Origin of the sequence: Euryhalocaulis caribicus (genome assembly GCF_000412185.1) — a bacterium.
In the GTDB taxonomy this organism is placed as follows: Bacteria; Pseudomonadota; Alphaproteobacteria; order Caulobacterales; family Maricaulaceae; genus Euryhalocaulis; species Euryhalocaulis caribicus.
In genome coordinates, this window is sequence record NZ_ASJA01000002.1 from 50,611 (window position 1) to 74,041 (window position 23,431).

Annotated in this window: 25 protein-coding genes and 1 tRNA gene; 7 read left to right on the forward strand and 19 right to left on the reverse strand. The window is 64.7% G+C overall.

Features of this window, described 5'->3' with window-relative positions; translation table 11 throughout:
- Nucleotides 1-32 precede the first annotated feature (32 nt).
- Nucleotides 33-305 (forward strand): hypothetical protein, encoded by a 273-nt coding sequence (locus tag L338_RS02005; protein ID WP_022696684.1) that lies wholly within the window; start codon nucleotides 33-35, stop codon nucleotides 303-305.
- Here the strand turns inward: L338_RS02005 and bioB are convergent.
- Entirely contained in the window at nucleotides 302-1,294 is a 993-nt protein-coding gene (bioB, locus tag L338_RS02010) for a biotin synthase BioB (protein ID WP_022696685.1), read from the reverse strand. The genes L338_RS02005 and bioB overlap by 4 nt on opposite strands.
- Nucleotides 1,295-1,379: 85 nt before the next feature.
- On the opposite strand from bioB, the gene L338_RS16225 reads away from it, so the two are divergent.
- Both L338_RS16225 and L338_RS02020 read left to right on the forward strand, forming a co-directional pair.
- The gene (locus tag L338_RS16225) at nucleotides 1,380-2,219 is read left to right on the forward strand and encodes a heme-dependent oxidative N-demethylase subunit alpha family protein (protein ID WP_022696686.1); all 840 of its coding nucleotides are present in this window, start codon (nucleotides 1,380-1,382) and stop codon (nucleotides 2,217-2,219) included.
- A gap of 126 nt (nucleotides 2,220-2,345) precedes the next feature.
- The gene (locus L338_RS02020) at nucleotides 2,346-3,290 is read left to right on the forward strand and encodes a hypothetical protein (RefSeq protein WP_022696687.1); all 945 of its coding nucleotides are present in this window, start codon (nucleotides 2,346-2,348) and stop codon (nucleotides 3,288-3,290) included.
- A gap of 66 nt (nucleotides 3,291-3,356) precedes the next feature.
- Here the strand turns inward: L338_RS02020 and L338_RS02025 are convergent, their stop codons facing one another.
- From L338_RS02025 to mscL, 8 genes are all read right to left on the reverse strand, one after another.
- The gene (locus L338_RS02025) at nucleotides 3,357-4,826 is read right to left on the reverse strand and encodes an alanine/glycine:cation symporter family protein (RefSeq protein ID WP_022696688.1); all 1,470 of its coding nucleotides are present in this window, start codon (nucleotides 4,824-4,826) and stop codon (nucleotides 3,357-3,359) included.
- A 165-nt stretch (nucleotides 4,827-4,991) separates the two neighbouring features.
- The gene (locus L338_RS16230) at nucleotides 4,992-6,689 is read right to left on the reverse strand and encodes an alanine/glycine:cation symporter family protein (RefSeq protein WP_022696689.1); all 1,698 of its coding nucleotides are present in this window, start codon (nucleotides 6,687-6,689) and stop codon (nucleotides 4,992-4,994) included.
- Nucleotides 6,690-6,769: 80 nt separating this feature from the next.
- On the reverse strand, nucleotides 6,770-8,002 hold the full coding sequence (locus L338_RS02035) for a bifunctional folylpolyglutamate synthase/dihydrofolate synthase (protein ID WP_241762223.1): 1,233 nt from the start codon (nucleotides 8,000-8,002) through the stop codon (nucleotides 6,770-6,772).
- 55 nt (nucleotides 8,003-8,057) lie between these two features.
- Nucleotides 8,058-8,954 (reverse strand): acetyl-CoA carboxylase, carboxyltransferase subunit beta, encoded by an 897-nt coding sequence (gene accD, locus L338_RS02040; protein ID WP_022696692.1) that lies wholly within the window; start codon nucleotides 8,952-8,954, stop codon nucleotides 8,058-8,060.
- Between the two features lie 6 nt (nucleotides 8,955-8,960).
- Nucleotides 8,961-9,767 (reverse strand): tryptophan synthase subunit alpha, encoded by an 807-nt coding sequence (gene trpA / locus L338_RS02045; RefSeq protein ID WP_022696693.1) that lies wholly within the window; start codon nucleotides 9,765-9,767, stop codon nucleotides 8,961-8,963.
- Nucleotides 9,764-10,975: a tryptophan synthase subunit beta gene (gene trpB / locus L338_RS02050; protein WP_022696694.1), complete on the reverse strand. Its 1,212-nt coding sequence runs from the start codon at nucleotides 10,973-10,975 to the stop codon at nucleotides 9,764-9,766. Before trpB ends, trpA begins: the two co-directional genes overlap by 4 nt.
- Before the next feature lie 11 nt (nucleotides 10,976-10,986).
- A complete protein-coding gene (locus L338_RS02055) occupies nucleotides 10,987-11,610 on the reverse strand; it encodes a phosphoribosylanthranilate isomerase (protein WP_022696695.1) in 624 nt (207 codons plus the stop codon).
- A gap of 45 nt (nucleotides 11,611-11,655) precedes the next feature.
- Nucleotides 11,656-12,078: a large conductance mechanosensitive channel protein MscL gene (gene mscL, locus L338_RS02060; RefSeq protein ID WP_022696696.1), complete on the reverse strand. Its 423-nt coding sequence runs from the start codon at nucleotides 12,076-12,078 to the stop codon at nucleotides 11,656-11,658.
- Nucleotides 12,079-12,216: 138 nt separating this feature from the next.
- Between mscL and L338_RS02065 the strand changes: the two genes are divergently transcribed.
- Entirely contained in the window at nucleotides 12,217-12,708 is a 492-nt protein-coding gene (locus L338_RS02065) for a GFA family protein (protein WP_022696697.1), read from the forward strand.
- 30 nt (nucleotides 12,709-12,738) lie between these two features.
- Here L338_RS02065 and L338_RS02070 read toward each other — a convergent pair whose 3' ends face one another.
- From L338_RS02070 to aroA, 4 genes are all read right to left on the reverse strand, one after another.
- Nucleotides 12,739-13,029, reverse strand: coding sequence for an integration host factor subunit beta (locus L338_RS02070; RefSeq protein ID WP_022696698.1), 291 nt, complete (start codon nucleotides 13,027-13,029; stop codon nucleotides 12,739-12,741).
- 118 nt (nucleotides 13,030-13,147) lie between these two features.
- Nucleotides 13,148-15,061, reverse strand: coding sequence for a 30S ribosomal protein S1 (gene rpsA / locus L338_RS02075; protein WP_022696699.1), 1,914 nt, complete (start codon nucleotides 15,059-15,061; stop codon nucleotides 13,148-13,150).
- A gap of 209 nt (nucleotides 15,062-15,270) precedes the next feature.
- Nucleotides 15,271-15,906, reverse strand: a complete 636-nt coding sequence (gene cmk, locus L338_RS02080; RefSeq protein ID WP_022696700.1) for a (d)CMP kinase — start codon at nucleotides 15,904-15,906, stop codon at nucleotides 15,271-15,273.
- On the reverse strand, nucleotides 15,903-17,216 hold the full coding sequence (gene aroA / locus L338_RS02085; RefSeq protein WP_027068197.1) for a 3-phosphoshikimate 1-carboxyvinyltransferase: 1,314 nt from the start codon (nucleotides 17,214-17,216) through the stop codon (nucleotides 15,903-15,905). Before aroA ends, cmk begins: the two co-directional genes overlap by 4 nt.
- A 136-nt stretch (nucleotides 17,217-17,352) precedes the next feature.
- On the opposite strand from aroA, the gene L338_RS02090 reads away from it, so the two are divergent.
- From L338_RS02090 to L338_RS02100, 3 genes are all read left to right on the forward strand, one after another.
- On the forward strand, nucleotides 17,353-17,874 hold the full coding sequence (locus L338_RS02090) for a TIGR02300 family protein (protein WP_022696702.1): 522 nt from the start codon (nucleotides 17,353-17,355) through the stop codon (nucleotides 17,872-17,874).
- Between the two features lie 126 nt (nucleotides 17,875-18,000).
- Nucleotides 18,001-18,076, forward strand: a tRNA-Ala gene (locus tag L338_RS02095).
- A 197-nt stretch (nucleotides 18,077-18,273) separates the two neighbouring features.
- On the forward strand, nucleotides 18,274-18,540 hold the full coding sequence (locus tag L338_RS02100) for a DUF1150 family protein (RefSeq protein WP_022696703.1): 267 nt from the start codon (nucleotides 18,274-18,276) through the stop codon (nucleotides 18,538-18,540).
- Between the two features lie 57 nt (nucleotides 18,541-18,597).
- Here L338_RS02100 and ptsN read toward each other — a convergent pair whose 3' ends face one another.
- The 6 genes from ptsN to lptC form a co-directional block, all read right to left on the reverse strand.
- On the reverse strand, nucleotides 18,598-19,062 hold the full coding sequence (gene ptsN, locus L338_RS02105; RefSeq protein ID WP_022696704.1) for a PTS IIA-like nitrogen regulatory protein PtsN: 465 nt from the start codon (nucleotides 19,060-19,062) through the stop codon (nucleotides 18,598-18,600).
- A 59-nt stretch (nucleotides 19,063-19,121) separates the two neighbouring features.
- Nucleotides 19,122-19,715, reverse strand: a complete 594-nt coding sequence (gene hpf, locus L338_RS02110; protein ID WP_022696705.1) for a ribosome hibernation-promoting factor, HPF/YfiA family — start codon at nucleotides 19,713-19,715, stop codon at nucleotides 19,122-19,124.
- Nucleotides 19,716-19,821: 106 nt separating this feature from the next.
- Nucleotides 19,822-21,321: an RNA polymerase factor sigma-54 gene (gene rpoN, locus L338_RS02115; RefSeq protein ID WP_022696706.1), complete on the reverse strand. Its 1,500-nt coding sequence runs from the start codon at nucleotides 21,319-21,321 to the stop codon at nucleotides 19,822-19,824.
- A 60-nt stretch (nucleotides 21,322-21,381) separates the two neighbouring features.
- Entirely contained in the window at nucleotides 21,382-22,167 is a 786-nt protein-coding gene (lptB, locus tag L338_RS02120; protein WP_022696707.1) for an LPS export ABC transporter ATP-binding protein, read from the reverse strand.
- Nucleotides 22,151-22,681 carry a lipopolysaccharide transport periplasmic protein LptA gene (lptA, locus tag L338_RS02125; RefSeq protein WP_022696708.1) on the reverse strand — a complete coding sequence of 177 codons (531 nt, stop codon included), beginning with the start codon at nucleotides 22,679-22,681 and terminating at the stop codon, nucleotides 22,151-22,153. The genes lptB and lptA overlap by 17 nt, the downstream gene beginning before the upstream one ends.
- A complete protein-coding gene (gene lptC, locus L338_RS02130; RefSeq protein WP_022696709.1) occupies nucleotides 22,678-23,370 on the reverse strand; it encodes an LPS export ABC transporter periplasmic protein LptC in 693 nt (230 codons plus the stop codon). Before lptC ends, lptA begins: the two co-directional genes overlap by 4 nt.
- Between the last annotated feature and the right edge of the window lie 61 nt (nucleotides 23,371-23,431).

Consider the following 23,431-nt stretch of genomic DNA (forward strand, 5'->3'; position numbering starts at 1 on the left):
TTGGCACCTGTTGAGCATGGAAGGGGGCGGGTATGACCCGGTTTCTGGTTTCCGAAGAAAATCCCGGCGGGCACAAGCTGGAGGATATCCTCAGCCTGATCCGCGGCGACGTGCTGAAACGCTCGATCAAGATCGACGCCGATCCGCGGCCCGAGGCGCTGCACGTCATGGGCAACAACATGAAGATCCTGCAGCACCTGACCGCAGCCATCGAACTGGCGCAGGATTCGACTCATGTTCTGGATCGCGCCTTCGGGCCGTCCAAGGCGTCCCAGGGCGGCCAGCCGCGCATCGGCGCGGCTTAAGGGCCGGCGGCGTCCGCCGCCTCCCGATTCAGGCCCAGCTCCGCCAGCAGGGCGGAATCCGCGTCGTCGCCCGCGTTCGGCGCGGTCAGCAAGGCCTCGCCCATGAAGATCGAATTGGCGCCGGCGAGGAAGCAGAGCGCCTGCATGGTTTCAGACATCGTCTCCCGGCCGGCCGAGAGGCGCACTACGGATTTCGGCATCATCAGGCGCGCCAGCGCGACCGTGCGGATGAAATCCAGATCCTTGACGCTTTTGGCCTCCGCCAGCGGCGTGCCTTTGACCGGCACAAGGCGGTTGACCGGCACGCTTTCCGGGTGCGGGTCCAGCCGCGATAGCTCCAGCAGCAGGCCGACGCGGTCTTCCTGATCCTCGCCCAGTCCCAGAATGCCTCCGACGCACAGCTTCACGCCCGCCTTGCGCGCGCGGCCGAGCGTTTCCAGCCGGTCGTCATAGGTCCGGGTGGTGATGACCTTGTCGTAATATTCGCGGGAGGTATCGAGATTGTGGTTGTAGAAGTCGAGCCCGGCGTCGGCGAGGCGTTCCGCCTGCCCCTCCTCCAGCATGCCCAGCGTCATGCAGGTTTCCAGTCCCTCCGCCTTCACTGACGTGACGATGTCGCAGATCTTCTCGACATCGCGATCCTTGAGCGAGCGCCACGCCGCGCCCATGCAGAACCGGTCCGCGCCCTTGGCCTTGGCCGCGCGGGCGACCTGCATCACCGAATCCTTGTCCATCAGCTTGGAGGCTTTGACGCCGGTGTCGAACTTGGCTGACTGGCTGCAATAGCCGCAATCCTCGGCGCAGCCCCCGGTCTTGATGGAAAGAAGCTGTGCGCGCTCGATTTTGCCCGGATCGTGAAAGGCGCGATGCACGCTGGCGGCGCGGAACACCAGATCGGAAAATGGCAGGCGGTACAGCGCCTCGGCTTCCGCGCGGGTCCAGTCGGTGCGAATGTCGGTGTCGGAATAGGCAGGTTGCGGCGCGTCCACGGCAGGCGGGCTCCTTGAGAGAGTCACTGATTGGCGGTCAACCTAGGGCAGGGGAGCGGCGCGCGGCAACGCGCGGAAGACAAGATTGACCAGTTTTTTTCCAGACAGGCCGCCATACCGGCCCTTTCTGTCCGGCCCGCCGAAATTCAAGGTCGGACTGAAGAAGATAGAGGCCGCGGAGTGGCTGCGGCCTGACCCGGAGCTTCAGGCCGGACGCGCGCATGGCGCGGCGATGCTGGACCAGCGATTCAGCGAGGTATTCCGGGAAATCCACGGCTCCGCTGCCGCGCAGGCGGAGGCGCGGGCAATGGTGGAGTCCGCGCTTGCTGAAGCAGCGCCGGAGACCGGCGAGCCCGATCTGGCGCGCGCCCGGCGCATGGTCTCCGACGATCTCGTCGTGATGACGGCCGAGGACGGCGAATGGCGAACCGCCGCGCTGGCCCTGTGCCAGCCAACCTTCTTTTCCGCCGGCCACGCCATCGGGAAGGCCCTGGACGGTTTGCACGTCCCGGTGCCGGACGGCGCGCCCCGGCTGGCCGGCGCCATCGCCCATGTCTTCAACAGCCTTGCCGCGGACGCGGTGTTCGAACGTTTCAACTGGACAGTCCAGTTCGGCGGAGACCGCTATACGCCGGACGGCGGCCCCTTGCGGGCACAGGCGGCGGCGCTGGGACCGGAAGCGGCGGCGGACCAGCTGCATCTTCGCGTGGAGCGCCAGACCATACGGCGCCTGCCGGAAACCGGGGGAGTCCTGTTCACCATCCGCATCGCACTGGACCCTTTGGTTCCCGTTCTGCGCAACCCGGAAACCGGCGCTGCGCTGGCCGCCGGCTGGCGCGGCGCGGCGGATAACGCCCGGCGCTACAAATGCTGGGACGCGCTGGAAGCCGCCATGGAACATCTCCTGAAACGCGAAAATCTCTGAATTTTTCGCGTTATCGGGGAATTATGGGCTTTTTTATTCGCTCATTTCGGGCAAGCGCTTGACCTCCCTGACCAAAAGCCGGGTTAATAATCGTTAACCATTCTCAAACCTTGGGGAGGACCGGGAATGATGAAGCGAGTTCTGATGAGTTCCGGCGCGCTGTCATTGTGCGCCGGCGCGGCTTTTGCCGGGGGGCAGGGCGTTCCGCTTCCCAATGACCCGCCGGCCTATGCCGAGCCGGGCCAGTGCTATCAGCGCATTCTCGTCCGCGCGGAATATGACCGCTATGTCGACGAATATCTGTCGCGCGAGGCCTATGACCGCATCGAGGTTACCGAGCCGGCGCTGGAAACGCGGTCGCGCGATTATCTGCGCAAGGAGGCAGGGGTCCGCTATGTCGTGCGCCAGCCCGTCTATGAAACCGTGACCGAGCAGGTTCTGGTGCAGCCGGAATATGAACGCCTTGTCGTCGAGCCGGCGCGTCTGGAAACGGTGACCGAGCGCGTCATGGTGCGCGAACCGCAAATGGTGTGGAAACGCGGCCGCCTGCCCGGCGCCAAGCCCTATCGCTATGACGAGGAAACCGGCGATGTCTGGTGCCTGATCGAGGAAGCGGGCGAATACCGCACGATCGAGCGGCAGGTCGTGGTGCAGCCCGAGGAAGTGCGCTCCATCCCGGTTCCGCCACAATACGCGACCATCGAGAAGGAAGTTCTGGTGCAGCCCGGCGGCGTGGAGGAAATCCCCATCCCGGCGGAATACGCCTCCTATAATTATCAGGAAGTGGTGCAGACCGCCGGGCACAGCCGCTATCGCGTCGAGGCGCAGATGGCCTCCATCGAGAAGCATCAGCTGGTTTCGCCGCAGCGCTATGAGTGGCGGCTGGTCGAGTGCGACCAGATCCCGGTTCTGGAACAGCCGCATCATCCCCGGAAACATGATGACGGATGGCGGGACTATCAGGAAAAGGACGGGGTTCCGGCCTCGGGCTTCAAGGACGCCGAGGGCATGGAGCTGAGCTATTACCAGCCCGCCGACAATCGCGTTCTCAACTGGAACGGCAAGCGCTAAGGGGACGAGCGCGCCGTGGCGTGAAGGAAAAAGGGCGGTCCGGAGGGAGCCGCCCTTTTTCCTTGCCTATTCGGCAGGCTCCTTCGCCGCCGGGTCGTTCAACGCCCCGGCCCTGATCTGGCCCGTTCCGGCTTTCGACATGGCCAGGACCACGCCGGACAGCGCCAGCAGCGCGATGACATTGGGGAACAGCATCGAGGCGTTGGCGACATCGCCCAGCCGCCACAGGCCGTCCACATTCACGATCATCGTGCCGGCGAAGATCATCATGACCCACAGGAAGCGGAACGGCCGCGCCGCCCAGTCGCCGGTGATGAAGGTCAGGGCCTGTTCGGCGTAATAGGACCAGCCGATCATGGTGGTGAAGGCAAACAGGAACTGCGCCGCCAGCACGATCCATTGCCCGCCATAAATTCCCTGCGCGAAGGCCGCCGTGGTGATGGCGGAGGCCTGAAGGTCCGCCGACTGCCAGGCGTATTCCACCGTGCCCCCGGCGCTGGGGAAATCCCCGGCCACGGTCAGGATGACCAGCGCGGTCATGGTGCAGATGACGATGGTGTCGATGAAAACGCCCAGCATCGCGATCTCGCCCTGACGAACGGGGTCGCTGGTCTGCGCCGCGGCGTGGGCGATGGGGGCCGAGCCCTGTCCGGCCTCGTTGGAGAACAGGCCGCGCGCCACCCCGGCGCGGATCGCCGCCAGAACGCCGTACCCGGCCAGACCGCCCGCCGCTTCCTGAAATCCGAAAGCGGAGCTGAAAATCAACGCGAAGGCGTGCGGCACTTCCGAGGCGTGCAGGATGATTACCGCCAGTGACGCGATGACATAGGCCGCGGCCATCAGCGGCACCAGCTTGCCCGCGACAGACCCGATGGACTTGATGCCGCCAATGATGACCGCGAAGACCAGCCCCGCGATCACCAGCCCCGCCGCCCAGTTCGGAATGGAAACACCCAGAGAGCGCGCGGTTTCCTGCGTGGACTGCGTGACCGAGTTCGCCTGGATCATCCCGCCCGTGGCGACAGCCGAGAACAGCGTTCCGATGCAGAACAGGAAGGCCAGCACGATCCACGGCCTGGGCAGGGCGTTCTTGATGTAATACATCGGCCCGCCATGAACCCGGCCATCCGGGTGCTGTTCGCGATAGCGCACGGCCAGCGAGGATTCGGCGAAGGCCAGCGCCATTCCGAACAGCGCGGTTACCCACATCCAGAATATCGCGCCCGGCCCGCCCAGCGTGATGGCGGTAGCCACCCCGGCCAGATTGCCCGTTCCGACCTGCCCGGATAGCGCGGTGGAGAGCGCCTGCCAGGGCGTGATCTCCCCCGCGCCGAGCGCCTTGCGCCCTGTCCAGAGCTGGGCAAAAGCCGGGCCCAGCCGCGTCACCGGCCGGAACCGCATGGCAATCATGAAAAAGACGCCCGTCCCGATCAGGGCGATGGTGACGATCCCGACCGGCAGGACCCGCGTCTCGCCCCATGTTCCGCCCCACAGAAAATCGCTGAAGAACTGAACGGGTCCGAAGAAGTTTTCCATTGGCGCATCGCTGAGAAGTGAAATCCCGATACGCACTAGAAGCGCAAATTTCACCCCCGGCAAGCGAAATGAGAAAACGCGCTATCCCTTGCCATGACTGAAAAAGAAACGGGTCCGCCAGTCACCCGGCGGACCCGTTATTTCAGGCCGGAAGCCTCAGGCGCGTTACGCCTTTCCGCTCTCGCCGTCCTCTTCGCCCGCGGACGGAGCGGGCATGGGCGTGTTCTGGTCGCCCAGCTTGTGATCGCCATCATCGCCCGGCCGCGCGCCATGGCGCTTGGCGATGGCGAACACCGTGCCGGAAAGCGCCAGAAGCGCGATCAGGTTGGGCGCGGCCATCATCCCGTTGCCGATGGAGGCGACCGTCCAGGCCAAATCGTTCGTCCATATGGCGCCGACAAACACGACGAGGCACCAGAAGACGCGATAGGGGAAGATCAGCTTCGTCCCTGTCATGAATTCCAGCGATCGTTCGCCGTAAAGCGCCCAGCCCAGGATCGTCGTGAAGGCGAACACGGTCAGGCCGATCACCACGATCCACTCACCCCCCGGCAGCGCCGCGCCGAAGGCTTGCGCCGTCACATCCGCCGCCGAAGCGATGCCCGAGAGCCAGGAATGATCGGTCTGGGCCACCACGGACGCATCCGTCGCCGCCGCCAGAGCGTCAGACGGAACTTCCACGCCCGCCGCCTGGCAGGCCTGAAGCGCGCCATAAACGGCGTCGCCGCCCTGCGCCACGCTCTGCGCGCGGTTCTCGACATCGGTCTGGGGCGCAGCGGCGAACAGCGCCGTGCGGCTCATGCCGTCGGGTATGGTCAGCGCACCTTGCGTCTCGCACTGGCCCAGCGCGGCCCGCGCCGGATTGTAGTTGAAATTGCCCGTGGCGGTCAGGATCACCAGCGCGGTCAGGGTGCAGACCACGATGGTGTCGATGAACGGGCTGAGCATCGCGATCGAGCCCTGACGGTGCGGATTGCGCGTCTTGGCCGAAGCGTGCGCGATAGCCGCCGATCCCAGACCCGCCTCGTTCGAGAACGAGCCGCGATTGGCGCCTTCCCGGATCGCGGCGGCGAAGGCCGCGCCGAAGAAGCCGCCGACAGCCGCGGTGCCGGAGAAGGCGTCGGTGAAGATCGACAGGAAAGCGGCCGGAACATCGCCCGCATTCACCAGAAGCACGGCAACCGCGCCGACCACATAGGCGATGGCCATGAAGGGCACCAGGACCGAGGCGACACGGGCGATCGACTTCACGCCGCCCACAATCACCGCGAACACCAGAACGGCCATGACGCCGCCGCAGATGATCGCCGGAACGCCCAGATTGGATTCCACCAGCGCGGCGACGGAGTTCGCCTGCACCAGATTGCCCGTGCCGAATGCCGCCACAGCCGTGCAGATGGCGAACAGCCAGGCCAGCCACAGCCATTTTTTCGAGAGGCCGTTCTTGATATAGTACATCGGGCCGCCGACATGTTCGCCCCGGTCATCGACCTCGCGGTAGGTGACGGCCAGCACGGCTTCGGAATATTTCGTGGCCGAGCCGACAAGCGCCGTCATCCACATCCAGAAGACCGCCCCCGGACCGCCCAGCGTGATGGCGGTGGCGACGCCGGCGATATTGCCAGTGCCGATCGTGGCGGAAAGCGCGGTGAAGAGAGCGGCGAGCGGGGAGATTTCCCCATCGCCTTCATCTTCGGGCTTGGATTTCTTGAACATCATGCCCAAAGCCGCCGGAAGGCGGTAAATGGTCATGAATTTCAGGCCGATAGTCAGATAGAGACCGGTGCCGAACAGGAGCGCCACAAGAACGGGGCTCCACACCCAGCCATCGATCTGGGTGAGCACGGATTGCAGTGCTTGCATGATTGTTTTTCAGCGTGTTGCGAATTGTTGCAGGCAATCTAGCCCGAGGCCCGGCGCGGCCTCAAGCGAAAGCCGGTCATTTATCCGCCATAATCGGCCAGGACCTCGCCGGCCAGCCTGAGAGAGCCCGCGATGACGATGCGCGCCGCGCCGTGCCGCTCCAGCGCCTCGGAAAGCGCGGCGTCGAGCGAAGGCGCGATGGAGGCGCTGATTCCGGCCTCCGCCGCGGCCATGGCGATCAGGCCGGGATCGGCGCTGGCGGCCTCGTCTTTCAGCGGCACCGCGATCAGTTCGGTGGCCAGCCCGGCGAACGGCGCGGTGATGCCGTCCAGATCCTTGTTCGCCATGGCGCCCATGATCATGATCAGGTCCGACGGACTGCGCGTCTCCAGGTCTGCCAGAACGGCGGCAAGGCTCGCCGCGCCGCCCGGATTATGCGCCGCGTCCAGCCACAGTTCCGCATTGCCGGCGCGGGCGCGTTCGGCGAACCGGCCCTGTGTCAGGCGCTGCATGCGGGCGGGCCAGCGCGCGCCGGCCACACCGGCGGAGATAGCCTCCGCCCCGAGGCCCAGATGCAGCGCGAGGGCGACCGCCAGACCCGCATTCTGAACCTGATGCGAACCCAGCAATCCCGGCTGCGGCAGGTCCAGCACGCGTTCGCCGTCCTGATAGACCATGCCGCCGCGCTCGACATGCGCCATGAAGTCCACGCCGGACTGGCGGAACGGCGCTTCAACCGCCTCCGCCGCGCGGGCCAGGGCGCCGCGCACGGTTTCGGTCTGGCCCGCGGAAAAGGCCGGGACGCCGGATTTGAAAATACCGGCTTTCTCGCGGGCGATATCGGCCAGATCGCTGCCCAGGAATTCCCGGTGATCCAGTGAAATCGGCGTGATCGCCGTGGCGGCCGGGCGGTCCACCACATTGGTGGCGTCATATTTGCCGCCCAGCCCGGTCTCCAGAAGCAGGTAATCGGCCGGCGTCTCTGAGAACAGCAGGAAGGCGGCCGCCGTGGTCACCTCGAAAAAAGTGATGGCGCGGCCGTCATTGGCTTTCTCGACGCGGTCCAGCGCGTCCGCCAGCCGGGCGTCATCGACGGAGGCGCCGTTCAGCGCAATGCGTTCATTGAAGCGCACCAGATGAGGAGAGCTGTAGACGTGTGCGCTCCGGCCCGACGCCTCGATCATCGCTTTCAGGAAGGCTAGGGTCGACCCCTTGCCATTGGTCCCCGCGACATGGACGACAGGCGGCAGGCGCCGTTGCGGATGATCCAGCGCCGCCAGCAGGCGCTCTATCCGGTCCAGCGAAAGATCGATCTTTTTCGGGTGAAGGCGCGTCAGGCGCTCCAGCGCCGCATCCAGCGCCCCGGCCTCAGGAATTGACGGGCTCCGGCGCCGGCAGGCGCTTGCGGCGCGAGGGCGGCTTGGTCTTCATCAGGACAGACAGGACATCGGCCAGCTTCTCGGCCAGTTCGCGCCGGTCCACCACTGCGTCCACCATGCCCTTTTCGTGCAGATATTCGGCGCGCTGGAAGCCCTCGGGCAGTTTTTCGCGGATCGTCTGCTCGATGACGCGGGGGCCGGCGAAGCCGATCAGGGCGCCCGGCTCGGCGAAATGCACGTCGCCCAGCATGGCGTAGGACGCCGTGACCCCGCCTGTCGTCGGGTCTGTCAGAACCACGACATAGGGCAGGCCCGCCTCTTTCAGCATCTGGATGGCCAGGGTGGTGCGCGGCATCTGCATCAGGCTGAGCGCGCCTTCCTGCATCCGCGCCCCGCCCGCGGCGGCAAAGCAGATCAGCGGGGCCTCCCGCTCCACCGCTTCCTCGGCGGCCTTGATGAAGGCCTCGCCCACGGCCATGCCCATGGAGCCGCCCATGAAGGAGAAGTCCTGAACCACGGCCACGGACTTGATCCCGCCGATCTTGCCCACGGCGATGCCGATTGCATCCTCGCGGCCGGTCTTGTTGCGGGCGTCCTTGATACGGTCGGTATATTTCTTGTCGTCGCGGAAGCGCAGGGGATCCTTGGGAACGGCCGGGATCTCGATCTCTTCAAAGCGCCCGTGATCGAACGTATAGGCGAAGCGGCTTACCGGGCCGATCCGCATGTGATGGCCGGACGGGGTGACATGGAGCGAATTTTCCAGGTCCTTGTGAAAGACCATCTCGCCCGATTTGGGATCTTTCACCCAGAGATTCTCCGGCGTGTCGCGCTTGGAGAAGATTTTCTTCACGCCGGGCGGGGTGAGTTTGTCCAGCCAGTTCATATCGTTTCAGCTTTGCTCTGTTTCCCGGGCGGAGGCTACAGCCTGCGAGAGGCGTCGGGTCAAGTCCAGCGCTGCCTCCGGTCCGTCTTTGGCCAGCCGCTCCACGATGGCCGACCCGACGACCACCGCGTCGGCGCTGCGGGCGATTTCCGCCGCGGTTTCCGGCGTCTTCACGCCAAACCCGACCGCCACGGGAAGGCCGCTGGCCTCTTTCAGGCGCGACACCGCGGTTTCAATCGCGCCGCGCTCGCCGCGTCCCGCGCCGGTCACGCCGGCAACCGAGACATAATAGACAAACCCCTTGGTGCCCTCGACGACCCTGGGGAGCCGCGCATCGTCGGTCGTGGGCGTCGCCAGCCGGATCAGGGAGAGGTCATGGCGGTCGAAGGCCGCGCGCAGTTCCTCGTCCTCTTCCGGCGGCAGATCGACCAGGATGACGCCGTCCGCGCCCGCCGCCGCCATATCGGCGGCAAACTTCTCGAATCCGCGGATATAGGGCGGGTTGGCGTATCCCATCAGGATGACCGGCGTATCCGCATCGGCTTTCCGGAAATCGCGGACAAGGCCCAGAACGTCATCCAGCTTCGTGCCGTTTTGCAGCGACCGTTCGGCGGCGGACTGGATGGTCGGGCCGTCCGCCATCGGATCGGTGAAGGGAAAACCCAGCTCAATGACGTCCGCGCCCGCGCCGGGAAGCTTTTCCAGGAGGGCGGCTGTGGTCTTCAGGTCGGGATCGCCGGCCATGACGTACGGGATGAACCCGGCCCGGCCCTCTTTGGCGAGGGCGGCGAAACGTGTCTGGAGGCGGTTCAAAGCTCCACCCCCAACGCATCGGCGACGGAGAAGACGTCCTTGTCGCCGCGGCCGCACATATTCATCAGCACGACGCCGTCCGGGCCCAGTTCCTTGCAAAGATCACGGGCGCGGGCCAGCGCGTGGGCGGGCTCCAGCGCCGGGATGATGCCTTCCTGACGGGCGCAGAGCTGGAACATCTCCAGCGCCTCCTGGTCGGTGGCGGAGACATATTCGGCGCGGCCCGCATCCTTCAGGAAGGCGTGCTCCGGCCCGATGCCCGGATAGTCGAGTCCGGCGGAAATGGAATGCGCGTCGGCGATCTGGCCGTCATCGTCCATCAGCAGATAGGTGCGGTTGCCGTGCAGGATGCCGGGCTTGCCGCCATTGAGGGAAGCTGCGTGGCGGTTGGTGTCCACGCCCTCGCCCGCCGCCTCGACGCCAATCAGGCGCACGTCCTCGTCTTCGAGGAAGGGGTGGAACAGGCCCATGGCGTTGGAGCCGCCGCCGATACAGGCGACGCACGCATCGGGCAGGCGGCCCAGCCGGTCCTGCATCTGGGCGCGGGCCTCCTTGCCGATGACCGACTGGAAGTCGCGCACCATGGCCGGATAAGGGTGCGGTCCGGCGACCGTGCCGATCACGTAGAATGTGTCGTCCACATTGGTGACCCAGTCGCGCAGCGCCTCGTTCATGGCGTCTTTCAGCGTCGCGGTGCCCGATTCCACGGCCCGGACCTCAGCGCCCAGCAGCTTCATGCGGAAGACATTGGGTTTCTGACGCTCGATATCGGTCTTGCCCATATAGACGATGCAGGGCAGGCCGAAGCGCGCCGCCACGGTGGCCGTCGCCACGCCGTGCTGACCCGCGCCGGTTTCCGCGATGATGCGTTTTTTGCCCATGCGCCGGGCCAGCAGCACCTGGCCGAGGCAATTATTGATCTTGTGCGCGCCGGTATGGTTCAGCTCGTCGCGCTTGAACCAGAGCTGCGCGCCGCCGAACTTTTCGGTCAGCCGCTCGGCAAAATAAAGCGGCGAGGGGCGGCCCACGAAGTCGCGCAGAAGCGCGTCAAATTCCTCGCGGAACGCGGGATCTTCCTTGGCGGCCTCATAGGCGCGCTCAAGCTCCAGCGTCAGCGGCATCAGCGTTTCGGCGACGAAACGGCCGCCATATTCGCCAAAGCGGCCGCGCGCGTCCGGCCATGCGGAATAGGTGTTGGGCGTGGTCATAATGAGGCTATCTAGCTTTCCTGCCGGGCCGCATCCACGAACCAGCGCATCAGATCGGCGTTTTTCACGCCCGGCGCGTCCTCAACCCCGCTGGAAACATCCACCGCCGGGGCGCCGGTGCGGGAAATCGCCTCGGCCACATTGTCGGGATTCAGTCCGCCCGCGAGGAACCACGGTTTGTCGACGCCGCTTGTGTCCAGCGCGTCCCAGTCAAAGGCGCGGCCATGCCCGCCGCGGCGCTCGCCCGGCTTCACCGGGGCATCGAACAGGAAGCCGTCAACGCTGGCATAGGCTTCGGCCGCCGCGGAGCCGCCGGTGAGAACCTTGATCACGGCCGTTCCGGTCAGGCGGCCCGCCTGTAGCGCGCGGGAGGGCGGTTCATCGCCGTGCAGCTGGATGGCGTCGAAAGCGTCCGCTGCCGCGATGGCGGTCAGGGCAGCGTCGTTCGGATTGACCAGCACGGCGACGGTTTTCAACCCCTCGTCACGCGCCTGCCGGGCCAGTTCCGCGCCGCGCTCCAGGCTGACGCGCCGCGGGCTTTCCGCCAGCAGGAAGCCGCAAAATTCCGCGCCGGCGCGCGCCGCGCCGCGCACGTCTTCCTCTCGCGTCAAACCGCATATCTTCACCCGGGCCATGGGCGCTGACTTAAGGCCGCACGGCCCGGGTGGAAAGGGGCGGTATTAGCCGCGCGCCTTCAGGGCGTCGCGGATTTCCTCCAGAAGCTCCTCCTGGCGCGGCTTCGCGGGGGGCTCTTCCGGCACGGTGTCGTCCTTCTTGCGCTGCATGGAATTCATGCCCTTGATCAGGAAGAACAGGGCCAGCGCCAGAATGACGAACGCGATGACGTTATTGATAAACAGGCCGTAATTGATCGTCGCCGCGCCCGCTTCCTGCGCCGCCGCCAGGGATTCGTATTGGGCGCCGTCCAGCGGCACGAAGAGATTGGTGAAGTCCACGCCGCCCAGCAGCAGACCCAGCGGCGGCATGATGACATCGTTCACCAGCGATTTGACGATGGTCGAGAACGCGCCGCCAAGAATGAAGCCGACCGCCAGGTCGACCACATTGCCGCGCATCGCGAATTCCTTGAACTCATTGAACATCTGTGTCGGACCCTCCGTTTCTTGATTGCGGAAGATGAGTTTAGCCCCCGCCGGGCCGGGGGAAAGCAGAAATAGGGGAACCCGCCGCGCCGCCCTCCCATTCCTCACCGGATCACGCAGTCAGGACGGAGCCATCCAATGCCGATGAATCTTAAGGGCGGATGCCGGTGCGGGGCGGTGGAATTCCGCCTCGATAGCCATACGCCGCACCCCTATCAGCGCTGTTATTGCCGGATCTGCCGCAAGACGGCGGGCGGGGGCGGCTATGCCATCAATATCATGGGACTGGCCGGCACGCTGGAGATCACCGGCGAGGATGCGATCTCCATCTATCGCGCGGAGATCGAGCGGGACGGCGCGTGCAAGACCAGTTCGGGCCGGCGGCATTTCTGTTCGAAATGCGCCAGCGCGCTATGGCTGAGCGATCCCAACTGGCCGGACCTGGTTCACCCCTTCGCCTCCGCCATGGACACGGACCTGCCGGTTCCGCCGGAGAGCGTTCACTTGATGCTGAAATACAAGGCGAGCTGGGTGACGCCGCAGCTCGGCGACAACGATCAGTGTTTTGAAATTTACCCGGACGAATCCATCGAGGACTGGCACAGAAGCCGCGGCCTCTGGGTGGATTAGGGTTCGGACGCCGGGGAAAAGGCCGGGCGGTTAGGCTTCGCGGGAGGCGTTGACGCGCTCGCGCAGCTCCTTGCCGGTCTTGAAGAACGGAACGTGTTTTTCCTTCACCGGCACGGATTCGCCGGTGCGGGGATTGCGGCCCACGCGGGCCGGGCGGTGACGCACGGAAAAGGCGCCGAAACCGCGAAGCTCAACCCGTCCGCCCTCTTCAAGGGCGCTGGCGATCGTATCCAGAATGACATTGGCCGCCCGCTCCACATCGCGTTGCGGCAGATGCGGATGTTTCTCGGCGAGTTGCTCGACAAGCTCGGATTTGATCATGCGGACCCAGCTCCGGGGTTGATCGAAAAAGCGGTAAAGCGCCCGGGAGCGCGCCCGCCGATGTCGTTCCTAACATCGATGTTTGCGCTCCCGAGTCAATTGCTTTGCGAAATCGGGCTTACTTGCCGCCCGCTTTCACCTGGTCGCGAACTTCCGCAACCTTGGCGCTCTTGGTGATCTCGATGCCGTTTTCCTCGGCATACTCGACCAGTTGAGCCTTGGTCATGGAGTCGAAGTCAGGCGCATCGCCGTCGGCCTTCTTCTCTTCGACCTTTTTCTCGACCTTGGCGTCGGCTTCCTGGGATTTCGGCGGCGTGTCGCGGTCAGATTCGACTTTCGACTTGGCCTGCTGCTCGCGCAGCGCCGTGCCCAGGATATCGCCCAGCGAAGCGCCGGAGTCGGAGGAGCCATACTGTTGCACGGCTTCGTTTTCCTCGGCGATTTCCAGCGCCTTGATCGACATGGACATGCGGCGCGTGGCCTTGTCGATATTGGTCACCTTGGCGTCCATCTTGTCGCCCACGGCGAAACGCTCGGGGCGCTGGTCGCTGCGGTCGCGCGCAAGGTCGGACTTGCGGATGAAGGACTTCAGGGAGTTTTCCGGACCGAAGGTCACCTCGATGCCGCCGGACGTGATCTCCGACACCGTGACGGTGACCGTGTCGCCGCGGCCATAGCCGGCTTCGCTCATCGGATCGGCGGCCAGTTGCTTGACGCCCAGCGAGATGCGCTCCTTCTCGGAGTCGATATCCAGGACCTTGGCTTTGACCATGTCGCCCTTGGAATATTCCTTGAGCGCTTCCTCGCCCGGCTTGTCCCAGCTGAGGTCGGACAGGTGCGCCATGCCGTCGATTTCCTCGTCCAGACCGATGAACAGGCCGAACTCGGTGATGGAGCGGACTTCGCCTTCGATCTCGGTGCCGACCGGATGCTTGGCGGCAAACGCTTCCCACGGATTTCCGCCGGTCTGCTTGATGCCGAGGCTGATGCGGCGCTTCTCCGGATCGACGTCCAGGATCATGATTTCCACTTCCTGGGAGGTGGAGACGATCTTGCCCGGGTCGATATTCTTCTTGGTCCAGCTCATCTCGGAAACATGGACCAGGCCCTCGACGCCCGGCTCCAGCTCCACGAAGGCGCCGTAGTCGGTGATGTTGGTCACGCGGCCCATGAAGGTGGCGTTGACCGGATACTTGGCTTCGACGCCTTCCCACGGATCGGCCTGCAGCTGCTTCATGCCGAGGCTGATGCGCTGGGTGTCGGAATTGATCTTGATGATCTGGACCTTGACCGTCTCGCCCACGGAAACGACCTGGCTCGGGTGATTGACCCGGCTCCAGGACATGTCGGTGACGTGCAGCAGGCCGTCAATGCCGCCCAGATCAACGAACGCGCCGTAATCGGTGATGTTCTTGACCACGCCCTCGCGGACTTCGCCTTCCTGCAGCTGGCCGACAAGCTCGGCGCGCTGTTCGGCGCGGGATTCTTCCAGCACGGCGCGGCGCGAGACCACGATATTGCCGCGCGGACGGTCCATCTTCAGAAGCTGGAACGGCTGCTCGCGGTTCATCAGCGGGGCGACGTCGCGCACCGGGCGGATATCGACCTGCGAACCGGGCAGGAACGCCGAGGCGCCGCCCAGATCGACCGTGAAACCGCCTTTGACGCGGCCAACGATCGCGCCGTTGACCGGCTCTTCCTTCTCGAAGGATTCTTCCAGACGGTCCCAGGCGGCCTCGCGGCGGGCCTTCTCACGGGACAGCATGGCGTCGCCCAGCGCGTTCTCGATACGCTCCAGATAGACTTTGACTTCGCCGCCAACGGCCGGCTTTTCCTCGTCGGTCGCAAATTCCCGCATCGGGATGCGCCCTTCGGTCTTCAGACCGACATCGACGATGACAAATTCGTTTTCGATCGCAGTGACCTTGCCGATGATGACCGCGCCTTCCTCGACATCGCGTCCGGCAAAGCTCGCCTGCAGCATTTCCGCGAAATCATCGCGGCTGGGGTTCATGGTTTCAGTGTCAGCCATGTGTCTTCATGCGCTCCTAAGGGTTCAAATCTTCATATCCTGGCCGGCCGGTTGTCTCCGGCGGTCTTCGATGACGCGCGCAGGAAGAGGCACAGCATCCCCCGCCTCGCGCTTGTCCCGCTTTTTTGCTTGTCCGCGTCGGCGATACTGGCGCGCTTTCAACGCCCCGGTTTCGTCCTCCCGTGAGCCCGCGGTCCGTCGTTGGGATTTCAGGCGCGGCGCTGGGCCATGACCTGATCGACGATGCGGCGGGCTTCCTCGAACGCCGCGTCTATACTCATCTTGCTCGTATCCAGCAAGTGCGCATCGCTGGCGCGCTTCATCGGCGCGTCCGGACGGCCCGAGTCCCGTTCGTCGCGCTCACGCAACTGGGCGAGGACTTCCTCATAGGAAATATCCTCGCCGCGCCCTTCCAGCTCGGCATGCCGCCGCCGGGCGCGTTCGGCCGGATCGGCGTCGACCCAGATCTTCACATCCGCGTCCGGGCAGATCACCGTGCCGATATCTCGCCCGTCCAGCACGGCCCCGCCTTCCTGCGCCGCAAAATCGCGCTGCAAGTCTTTCAGGGCCGCGCGCACGCGCGGCATGGCCGCCACGACGGACGCCGCCGCGCCGGCCCGCGCCGAGCGCAATTCGCTTTCATCCATTCCCTTCAGTTTCAGGCTTCGCGCCGCACGCTCCGCCGCGTCTTCGTCACCGGGGGCGTCGCCCTCGCGGATCAGACGCGCGGCGACGCCGCGATAGAGAAGCCCGGTGTCCAGGCACGGCAGGCCATAATGCGCCGCCAGCCGGCGCGCCACAGTTCCCTTGCCGGAAGCGGTCGGACCGTCGATGGCGATAATCATGGCGTTTCCAGCGCCGCGCCCAAGGCGGCGAGGTCGGCCTGGAAGGCGGGATAGGAGGTGGCGATCATGGAGGCGTCGTCTATCGCCATGCCTTTGCGGCTGGCCAGACCCAGTATCAGCGTGCTCATGGCGATGCGGTGATCGCCGCGCGCGGCGGCCGCGCCGCCGCCGGTCACCCCGCCCGTTCCGCGTCCGGCGACCGTCAGCCAGTCCTCGCCCGTCTCTGTCTCCACCCCTGCGGCGCGCAGAAGGTCCGACACGGCGGTCAGGCGGTCGCTTTCCTTCACGCGCAGCTCGGCCAGCCCCTCGAACCGGCTTTCGCCTTCCGCAAAGGCGGCGGTGACGGCCAGGATGGGGATTTCATCGATCATGGCGGGAATTTCGTCTTCCCTCACATGGATCGGGGCCAGATCCGAACAAGCCGCGATCAGGTCGCCCACCGGCTCGCCGTCATTTTTCGTGACCTCAATGGTCAGATCGGCGCCCATCCTTTTCCAGGCCTCGAACAGCCCGGCGCGGCGCGGGTTCAGCAACACCCCGCGCGCCGTAACGCGCGATCCGGGCGTGATCAGCGCGGCGGCCAGCGCAAAGGCGGCGGAGGACGGGTCAGCGGGGGCGGCGTAATTCGCCGGACTGAGCCTCTGGCCGCCCGTCACTTCTGCGGTCAGCCCGCTCACCCGCACTTCGCCGCCAAAAGCGGGCAGCATTCGTTCGGTGTGGTCGCGGGACGGGGCGGGCTCGGTCACGCGCGTCACGCCCTCCGCCCCCAGACCGGCCAGCAGGACCGCGCTCTTGATCTGGGCGCTGGCGACCGGGGTTTCATAATCGACGCCCCGCAGGCGCGCGCCCCGGATCGTCATGGGCAGACGCCCGTCCGTGGTTTCCAGCGCCGCGCCCATCAGGCGCAACGGCGCCGCCACGCGCTCCATGGGGCGGGCGCGCAGGGAGTCATCGCCCGTCAGGCGCGCCTGCACCCCCATGCCCGCGATGGCCCCGGCCAGCAAACGGGCGGAGGTGCCTGAATTGCCCAGATCAATATCCTGCGCCGGGCCGCGCCAGGGCGGCGCGCCGGTCACGCGCCAGGCGCCGTCGCCTGTTCGTTCGGTCTCCGCCCCCATGGCCTGCACCGCCTTCAACGTGGCGAGAACGTCCTCGCCTTCCAGCAGACCCGTGAGATCGGAACGGCCCGAAGCCATGGCGGCGAACATCACGGCGCGGTGGGAAACCGACTTGTCGCCCGGCGGCGAGAACACGCCCCGCAACGCCCCGGAAGGGGGCGCGGAGAGGGGGGACGGCGTGTGGTTTGTCACAGATCAAATGTCCCGGGCGGGTTGATCGAAATTAACGATGCTGCAATCAGATCGAATCAAGCTTTTGACAGGGGCGAAACTTCGTGGCAAGCGACCCGCCCTTCGTCAGGACCATTGCACATGAGGAACCGAACGCATGGCTCGTGCCGACCTTGGAGAAAAGCGCGTCTGCCCCGAATGCGAGGCCAAATTCTATGATTTGGGCCGCAATCCGGCTGTCTGTCCGAAATGCGGAACGAATTTCGACCCCGCGGAACTGGACGAGACTCTGAAAAAGCCGAAGCCGGCGGACGAGGAAAAGCCGAAATCGCCCAAGAAGTCGTCGGCGGACGACGATGACGAGGATGATGACGACGCGTCCGACGACAAGGACGATGACGAAGACGACGAAGAAGAAGACGACGGTTACGGCGACGAGGAAGACGATACGCCGGAGATCGACGAGGAAGGCGAGAAGATCGTTGTCGCCGATGACGAGGATGATGACGGCGATATCGACGTCGATTCCAAATATGACGACGATGACGATCTCGACGACGACGATCTGGACGATGATGACGACGATCTGGACATCGATCTGGACGATGACGACGAGGATGTGGACCTTGATGCCGACCTCGACGGCGACGAGGAAGACGAGGACGAAGACAAGAACTGAGAGTGATGGGCGTTTCGGCGCCCTTTCCTCTTGATCGCGGAAACGTTCGCGCATAGCTTCCGCGACCGCTCAAGCGCCCTTCCCAATGGCGCGGTTTTTTTGAGCGTTGCATGACTTTGACGGTTCGGGGCCATAGCTCAGTTGGGAGAGCGCTTGAATGGCATTCAAGAGGTCGGCGGTTCGATTCCGCCTGGCTCCACCATCACTCCCCCGTCAATGCGCTGATAATGCGCCCCGCCGCTTGATCGGCCCGGCGCCCCTCCCCAAATAAAGACTCAACCAAACGCGCCGGAACAGCGCCGCGTGAAGGGCTGTTCAAAAAAAGCAGGTTCAGGCCCGGTTCATGCCGGAAATGCGAAGCTTGCCGGCGATATAGCTGCTCTTGAGGAGGGCTAAAACATGATCACTTTCGACCACACCCAGCCCGAAAAACTGGATCCGCAGGCCTTTGCCGAATTCGGCGCGGAAGACGTTGTCTATGCGCGCCCCGTAGGCGGCCAGGAGTTGCTGGAGGAGCTGCCCGAATCGCGCAGCGAGATTGACGTCTCGAACGTGTATTACGCGGTTTATTCCGCCAGCGGCGCGCGGCTTGCCGTGGCGCAGAACCACCAGGCCGCGATTGCAATCGCCCGGGCCAATGACGTTGAACTGGTCAGCGTCCACTAGGGACGGACCGGGACTCTAAAAAAATCGAATTTGCAGACGCGCGGCCCGGCCTTCCGGTCAGGCCGCGTTTCTGTCTTTGCTTTCCGTCAGCAGCGCATACATCGCCGCGGCTGAATCCGCCTCTCTCAGGCGGTTGCGCTGGTTTTCGCGGCGGAAGAAGCGGGAAACCCGCGCCAGCGCCTTCAGATGCTCCGCATTGGCCGCGTCCGGGGCCAGCAGCAGGAACATCATGTCTACCGGCTCATCGTCGACGGCGTCATAATCGACGGCGCTGTCCAGCCGGGCGAACCATCCGCTGACCTTGTCCAGTCCCTCAAGCCGCGCATGCGGGATGGCAACGCCATATCCAACGCCCGTGGAGCCCAGCTTTTCCCGCTCCATCACCGCATCGAAAATCGCGCGGGCGTCGAGGCCGGTATCGACGGCGGCGCGCTCGCACAGCTTCTGCAGCGCGGCTTTCTTGCCGGTCACCCGCATGGCCGGAATGATCGCCTCGACGTTCAACAGATCGGATAAGTCCATTGGTTTTCCGGCCCTGCAAGGGGACGGTCTCCCTGTAAAAGAATACTGTTAGACCGTCCTCAGGACGATTTTGCGGCGGCCCGCTGCGGGTCCAGCCAGCCGATATTCCCGTCCGGCCGGCGATAGACGATGTTCACCGCGTCATGCGCGGCGTTGCGGAACAGCAGGAACGGCGCATCGCTCAGCTCCATCTCCAGCACCGCCATGCCAACCGGCATGACGCGCAGCTCACGCGTCGATTCAGCCACGATGACCGGTTCGCTGGTTTCATTCTGGTCGGAAGCGGCGTCCGCGGCGTTGCGCCCCTCCAGAACCATCAGCGGCACATCTTCGATCGGCGGTTCGGCTTTCATGCCGGGGCCGTGATCCTTGAGGCGGCGTTTGTAGCGCCGCAGACGCTTGTCCATGCGCCCCATCGAGTCGTCGCAGGCGGCATAGGCGTCGCCGCCTTCGCCGCTGGTCTGGAACATCACGCCGGAAGGCAGGTGCAATGACGCCTTAACGCGGAACTGTCCGCCATTCTTGGTGATCGTGACCAGCGCTTCCGCCGGGCGGTTGAAATATTTCTCAACGCTTTCATTGATGCGGTCGGAAACGCGCTCTCTGAGAGCGTCGGAGAGATCAACGCCTTTGGCGACGAATTGTGTTTGCATAGTTGTCAGGACTGCCTTTCGCGTCTGTCGAAAGCGCGCGGCGGGGCCCGCGGTAAAAATCGGGCCGGACCCTAGACGCGCGCGCCCCCGAGTCAATTACCGAGAGTCAGGCGGTGCGCTTCAATAGCCTGCGACGCTGCACCGATGAAGGGATGCGCATCGCCTCACGGTATTTCGCAACCGTCCGGCGGGCAATCTTGATGTCCTGTTCGCCGAGCATTTCGACGATGCGGTCGTCGGAAAGCACCGCATCAGGAGTTTCCGCGTCGATCATCGCCTTGATGCGGTGACGCACCGCTTCGGCCGAGTGGCCCTCGCCGCCATCGGAGGCGGGAATGGAGGAGGTGAAGAAATATTTCAGCTCGAACAGACCGCGCGGCGTATGCGCGTATTTGTTCGAGGTAACCCGGCTGACGGTGGATTCGTGCATCTCGATCGCGTCGGCGACGGTCTTCAGGTTCAGCGGCCGCAGATGCTCCACACCGTGCACGAAAAAGGCGTCCTGCTGGCGAACAATCTCGGAGGCGACCTTCAATATTGTGCGCGCGCGCTGGTCCAGGCTTTTGACCAGCCAGGAGGCATTGGCGTGGCACTCGCTGATGAAGGCCTTGTCCTCGTCCTTCATCTGGGCGCCGGAAATCTCCGCGTAATAGCGTGAATTGACCAGGACGCGGGGCAGGGTGTCGCTGTTCAGCTCTACCGCCCAGCCGCCGCCGGCCTTTTCGCGGATCATCACGTCCGGTTCGATCGCCGCCGCGCCTTCCGCGCCAAAAGCGTGGCCGGGCTTGGGCGTCAGCGCCCGCAACTCGGCAATCATCTCGTTCATGTCTTCGGAATCGACCCCGCAGGCCTCGCGCAGCCCGTCATAATCATGGCGCGCCAGAAGCGGCAGATTCTCAATCAGCGCCTCCATGGCCGGGTCAAAACGGTTGCGGTCCTTGAGCTGCAGCGCCAGGCATTCCTGCAGCGAACGGGCCATCACCCCGGTCGGCTCGAAGCCCTGCATCAGCCGTATCACGCCCTCTATGCGGTCCTCGGACACGCCCAGCTGCTCAGCCGCGGCGTCCATTTCCAGACGCAGATAGCCGTCTTCTTCCACCATTTCGGCCAGCCATGACCCGATCAGACGGGTCTTGGCGTCAGTAACCGCCATGGAAAGCTGGGACAGCAGGTGATCTTTCAGCGTGACCGGCGTGGCGCCGGCTGCGTCTTCCATGCCGGAATCGTCAAACCCGCCCTTGCCGGAGCCCGCACGCGACCAGTCCGTGTCGCCGCCGACGCTGTGCTTGTCGGCCACGCTCTCATCGGGATGAAGACTGTCGGAATCGGCGTCCAGAGAGGATTCGGCGGCGGCGCTGACGCGGTCGTCGCTGATCTCGACTTCCTGAATGCGGTCGCTCTCTTCGCGTTGACCGGCCACTTCGGGTTCTTCAGACCGCTCCTCGCGGTCATCGCGCTCCAGAAGGGGATTCTTTTCCAGTTCGGTCTCGACGAATTCCGCAAGCTCGATATTCGACAGCTGCAGCAGTTTGATCGCCTGCTGCAGTTGCGGCGTCATGACCAGGGACTGGCCCTGTCTGATCTCAAGTCGTTGCGAGATCGCCATAATTCGTTAGCGGTTCAGTCGGTTTTCTAATCAAACTGAACCAAACCTATGCGAAAGCCCTTAATGAAAGCTGTCGCCGAGGTACAATCGTTTGACTTCAGGGTTCGCGCGCACCTCGGTGGGCGAGCCTTCGAACAGCACTTCGCCGTCATAGATGATCGAGGCGCGGTCCGTAATTTCCAGCGTTTCGCGGACATTGTGATCGGTGATCAGAATGCCGATGCCGCGATTGCGCAGGAACATGATCAGTTCCCGGATATCGGCGATGGCCAGCGGGTCGATGCCCGCGAACGGCTCGTCCAGAAGGATGAAGCTGGGGCGCGTGGCCAGCGCCCGGGCAATCTCCACCCGGCGCCGTTCGCCGCCCGACAGCGCCATCGCGGACGCATCGCGCAAATGTTCGATGTGCAGTTCTGACAACAGGGAATCCACGATCTCCCTCTGCACCGTCTTGTCGCGCTCGACCAGTTCGACCACGCCCAGAATATTGTCCTGCACCGACAGGCCCCGGAAGATCGAGGCTTCCTGCGGCAGATAGCCGATGCCCAGACGCGCGCGCTGATACATGGGCAGGGAGATGATATCCTCGCCATCCATGCAGATCGCGCCGCTATCGGCGGAGACCAGGCCGGTGATCATGTAAAAGCAGGTCGTCTTGCCGGCCCCGTTCGGACCCAGCAGTCCCACGACTTCGCCGCGCTTGAGGCTGAGATCGACGCCCTTCACCACCATGCGGCGGCCATAGGACTTCTTCAGCTCACGAATCTGCAGCCCGTCCGAGGGAAGATCCTCGGGCCGGATCTCTTCGGCTTCGTCAGATCGCTCCAGATCACTCGCAGTTGTCACGCTGCTCCGCCTCTCCGTCCGGATAGAGAACCACGCGCACGCGGTCATTGCCGCCCGTGCTTTGCTTGCCGTCCATGGTCGAATTGCCTGTCACCAGATCAACCGTCAGCTTGTCGCCGGTGGAGACGTCGCAACCCTGCTTGACCACCACGTCGCCGGTCATGACCAGCGTCTCGGTCGTAATGTCGTAAACCGCGCGCTGGCCGCGCGCGGTCTCCTCCGGCGTAATATAGAAAACATCGCCGGTGGCGATCACGGTTTCCATCGCGCCCATGGAGCCGGGGCCGCCGGTCTGGCCGGCCTTCTCGAACTCGACTTCCAGGCGGTTGGACAACAGACGCGCCTGTCCCTGCGTCGCTTCGACATTGCCTTCGAAGATGGCCCGGCCTTCGTCATTGCGAAGCTCGGAACGGTCCGAGTCGATCAGGATCGGGCCTTCGGCCTTGCCGATCTGGGCGGCGGCGGGCGTGGCGGCGGCAGCCGCCAAGGCCAAGGCCAGGATGAAACCCTTCATTCTTGCGTCTCCGTCTGTTCGGCGCGCGCCGGGCGCTCCTTGTCCTGTTCCAGCACCGTTTTCACGTCGCCTTCAAAATGCAGCACGCGGCCGTCTTCTTCAAACCGCCAGCGTTTGGCCTGGACCGTTCCCATCGGGCCGCGGGCCTCGACAGGCTGGTCGCCTTCCGCGTCCTTGGTGGTCAGATTCACCGTGGCGCGGCTGGTCGTGAACGCGTAGCCCGAACGGGTCGTCAGGTCCACGTCCGCAATCAATTCCAGCATCTTGTTCCTGGAATCATAGTTTCCGCGCGCCGCGGCGGCGTTCGTCGGGTCCGTGTCCGGATTCTCGTTATCCGGGTCGATCAGCAGGCGCGGCAATTCCAGTTCGGTGATATCGGGCGAATCCTCAGGCCGGCGCAGAGCCTGCTGCGCGGTTACGATCACCGCGTTGCCGACGGCGTCGCGCCCGGTAAAGCGCGGATTTTCCATGCGCACCGCGCCGTCATCGGCGCGGAATTCGATCTCCGGCGCGGGCGTGCCCCCGCTCATCAGGATGACCGCCAGAATCACAACGCCGAGCGCCGCGGCGGCCGCCCACAGCGCCCAGCGGATCTTATGGACAAAGGCTGAGCGCCGGCGCGCCGCGGCCAGCGACGTGGCGCGGCGGGGCTGTTCGCCCAGATGGCTGCCATGCATGGCGTCGCTCATCCGTCCTTAAATCCTGTTCTTCCGGGGAATATGCATCAGCCTCAATATATTCGCGAATGCG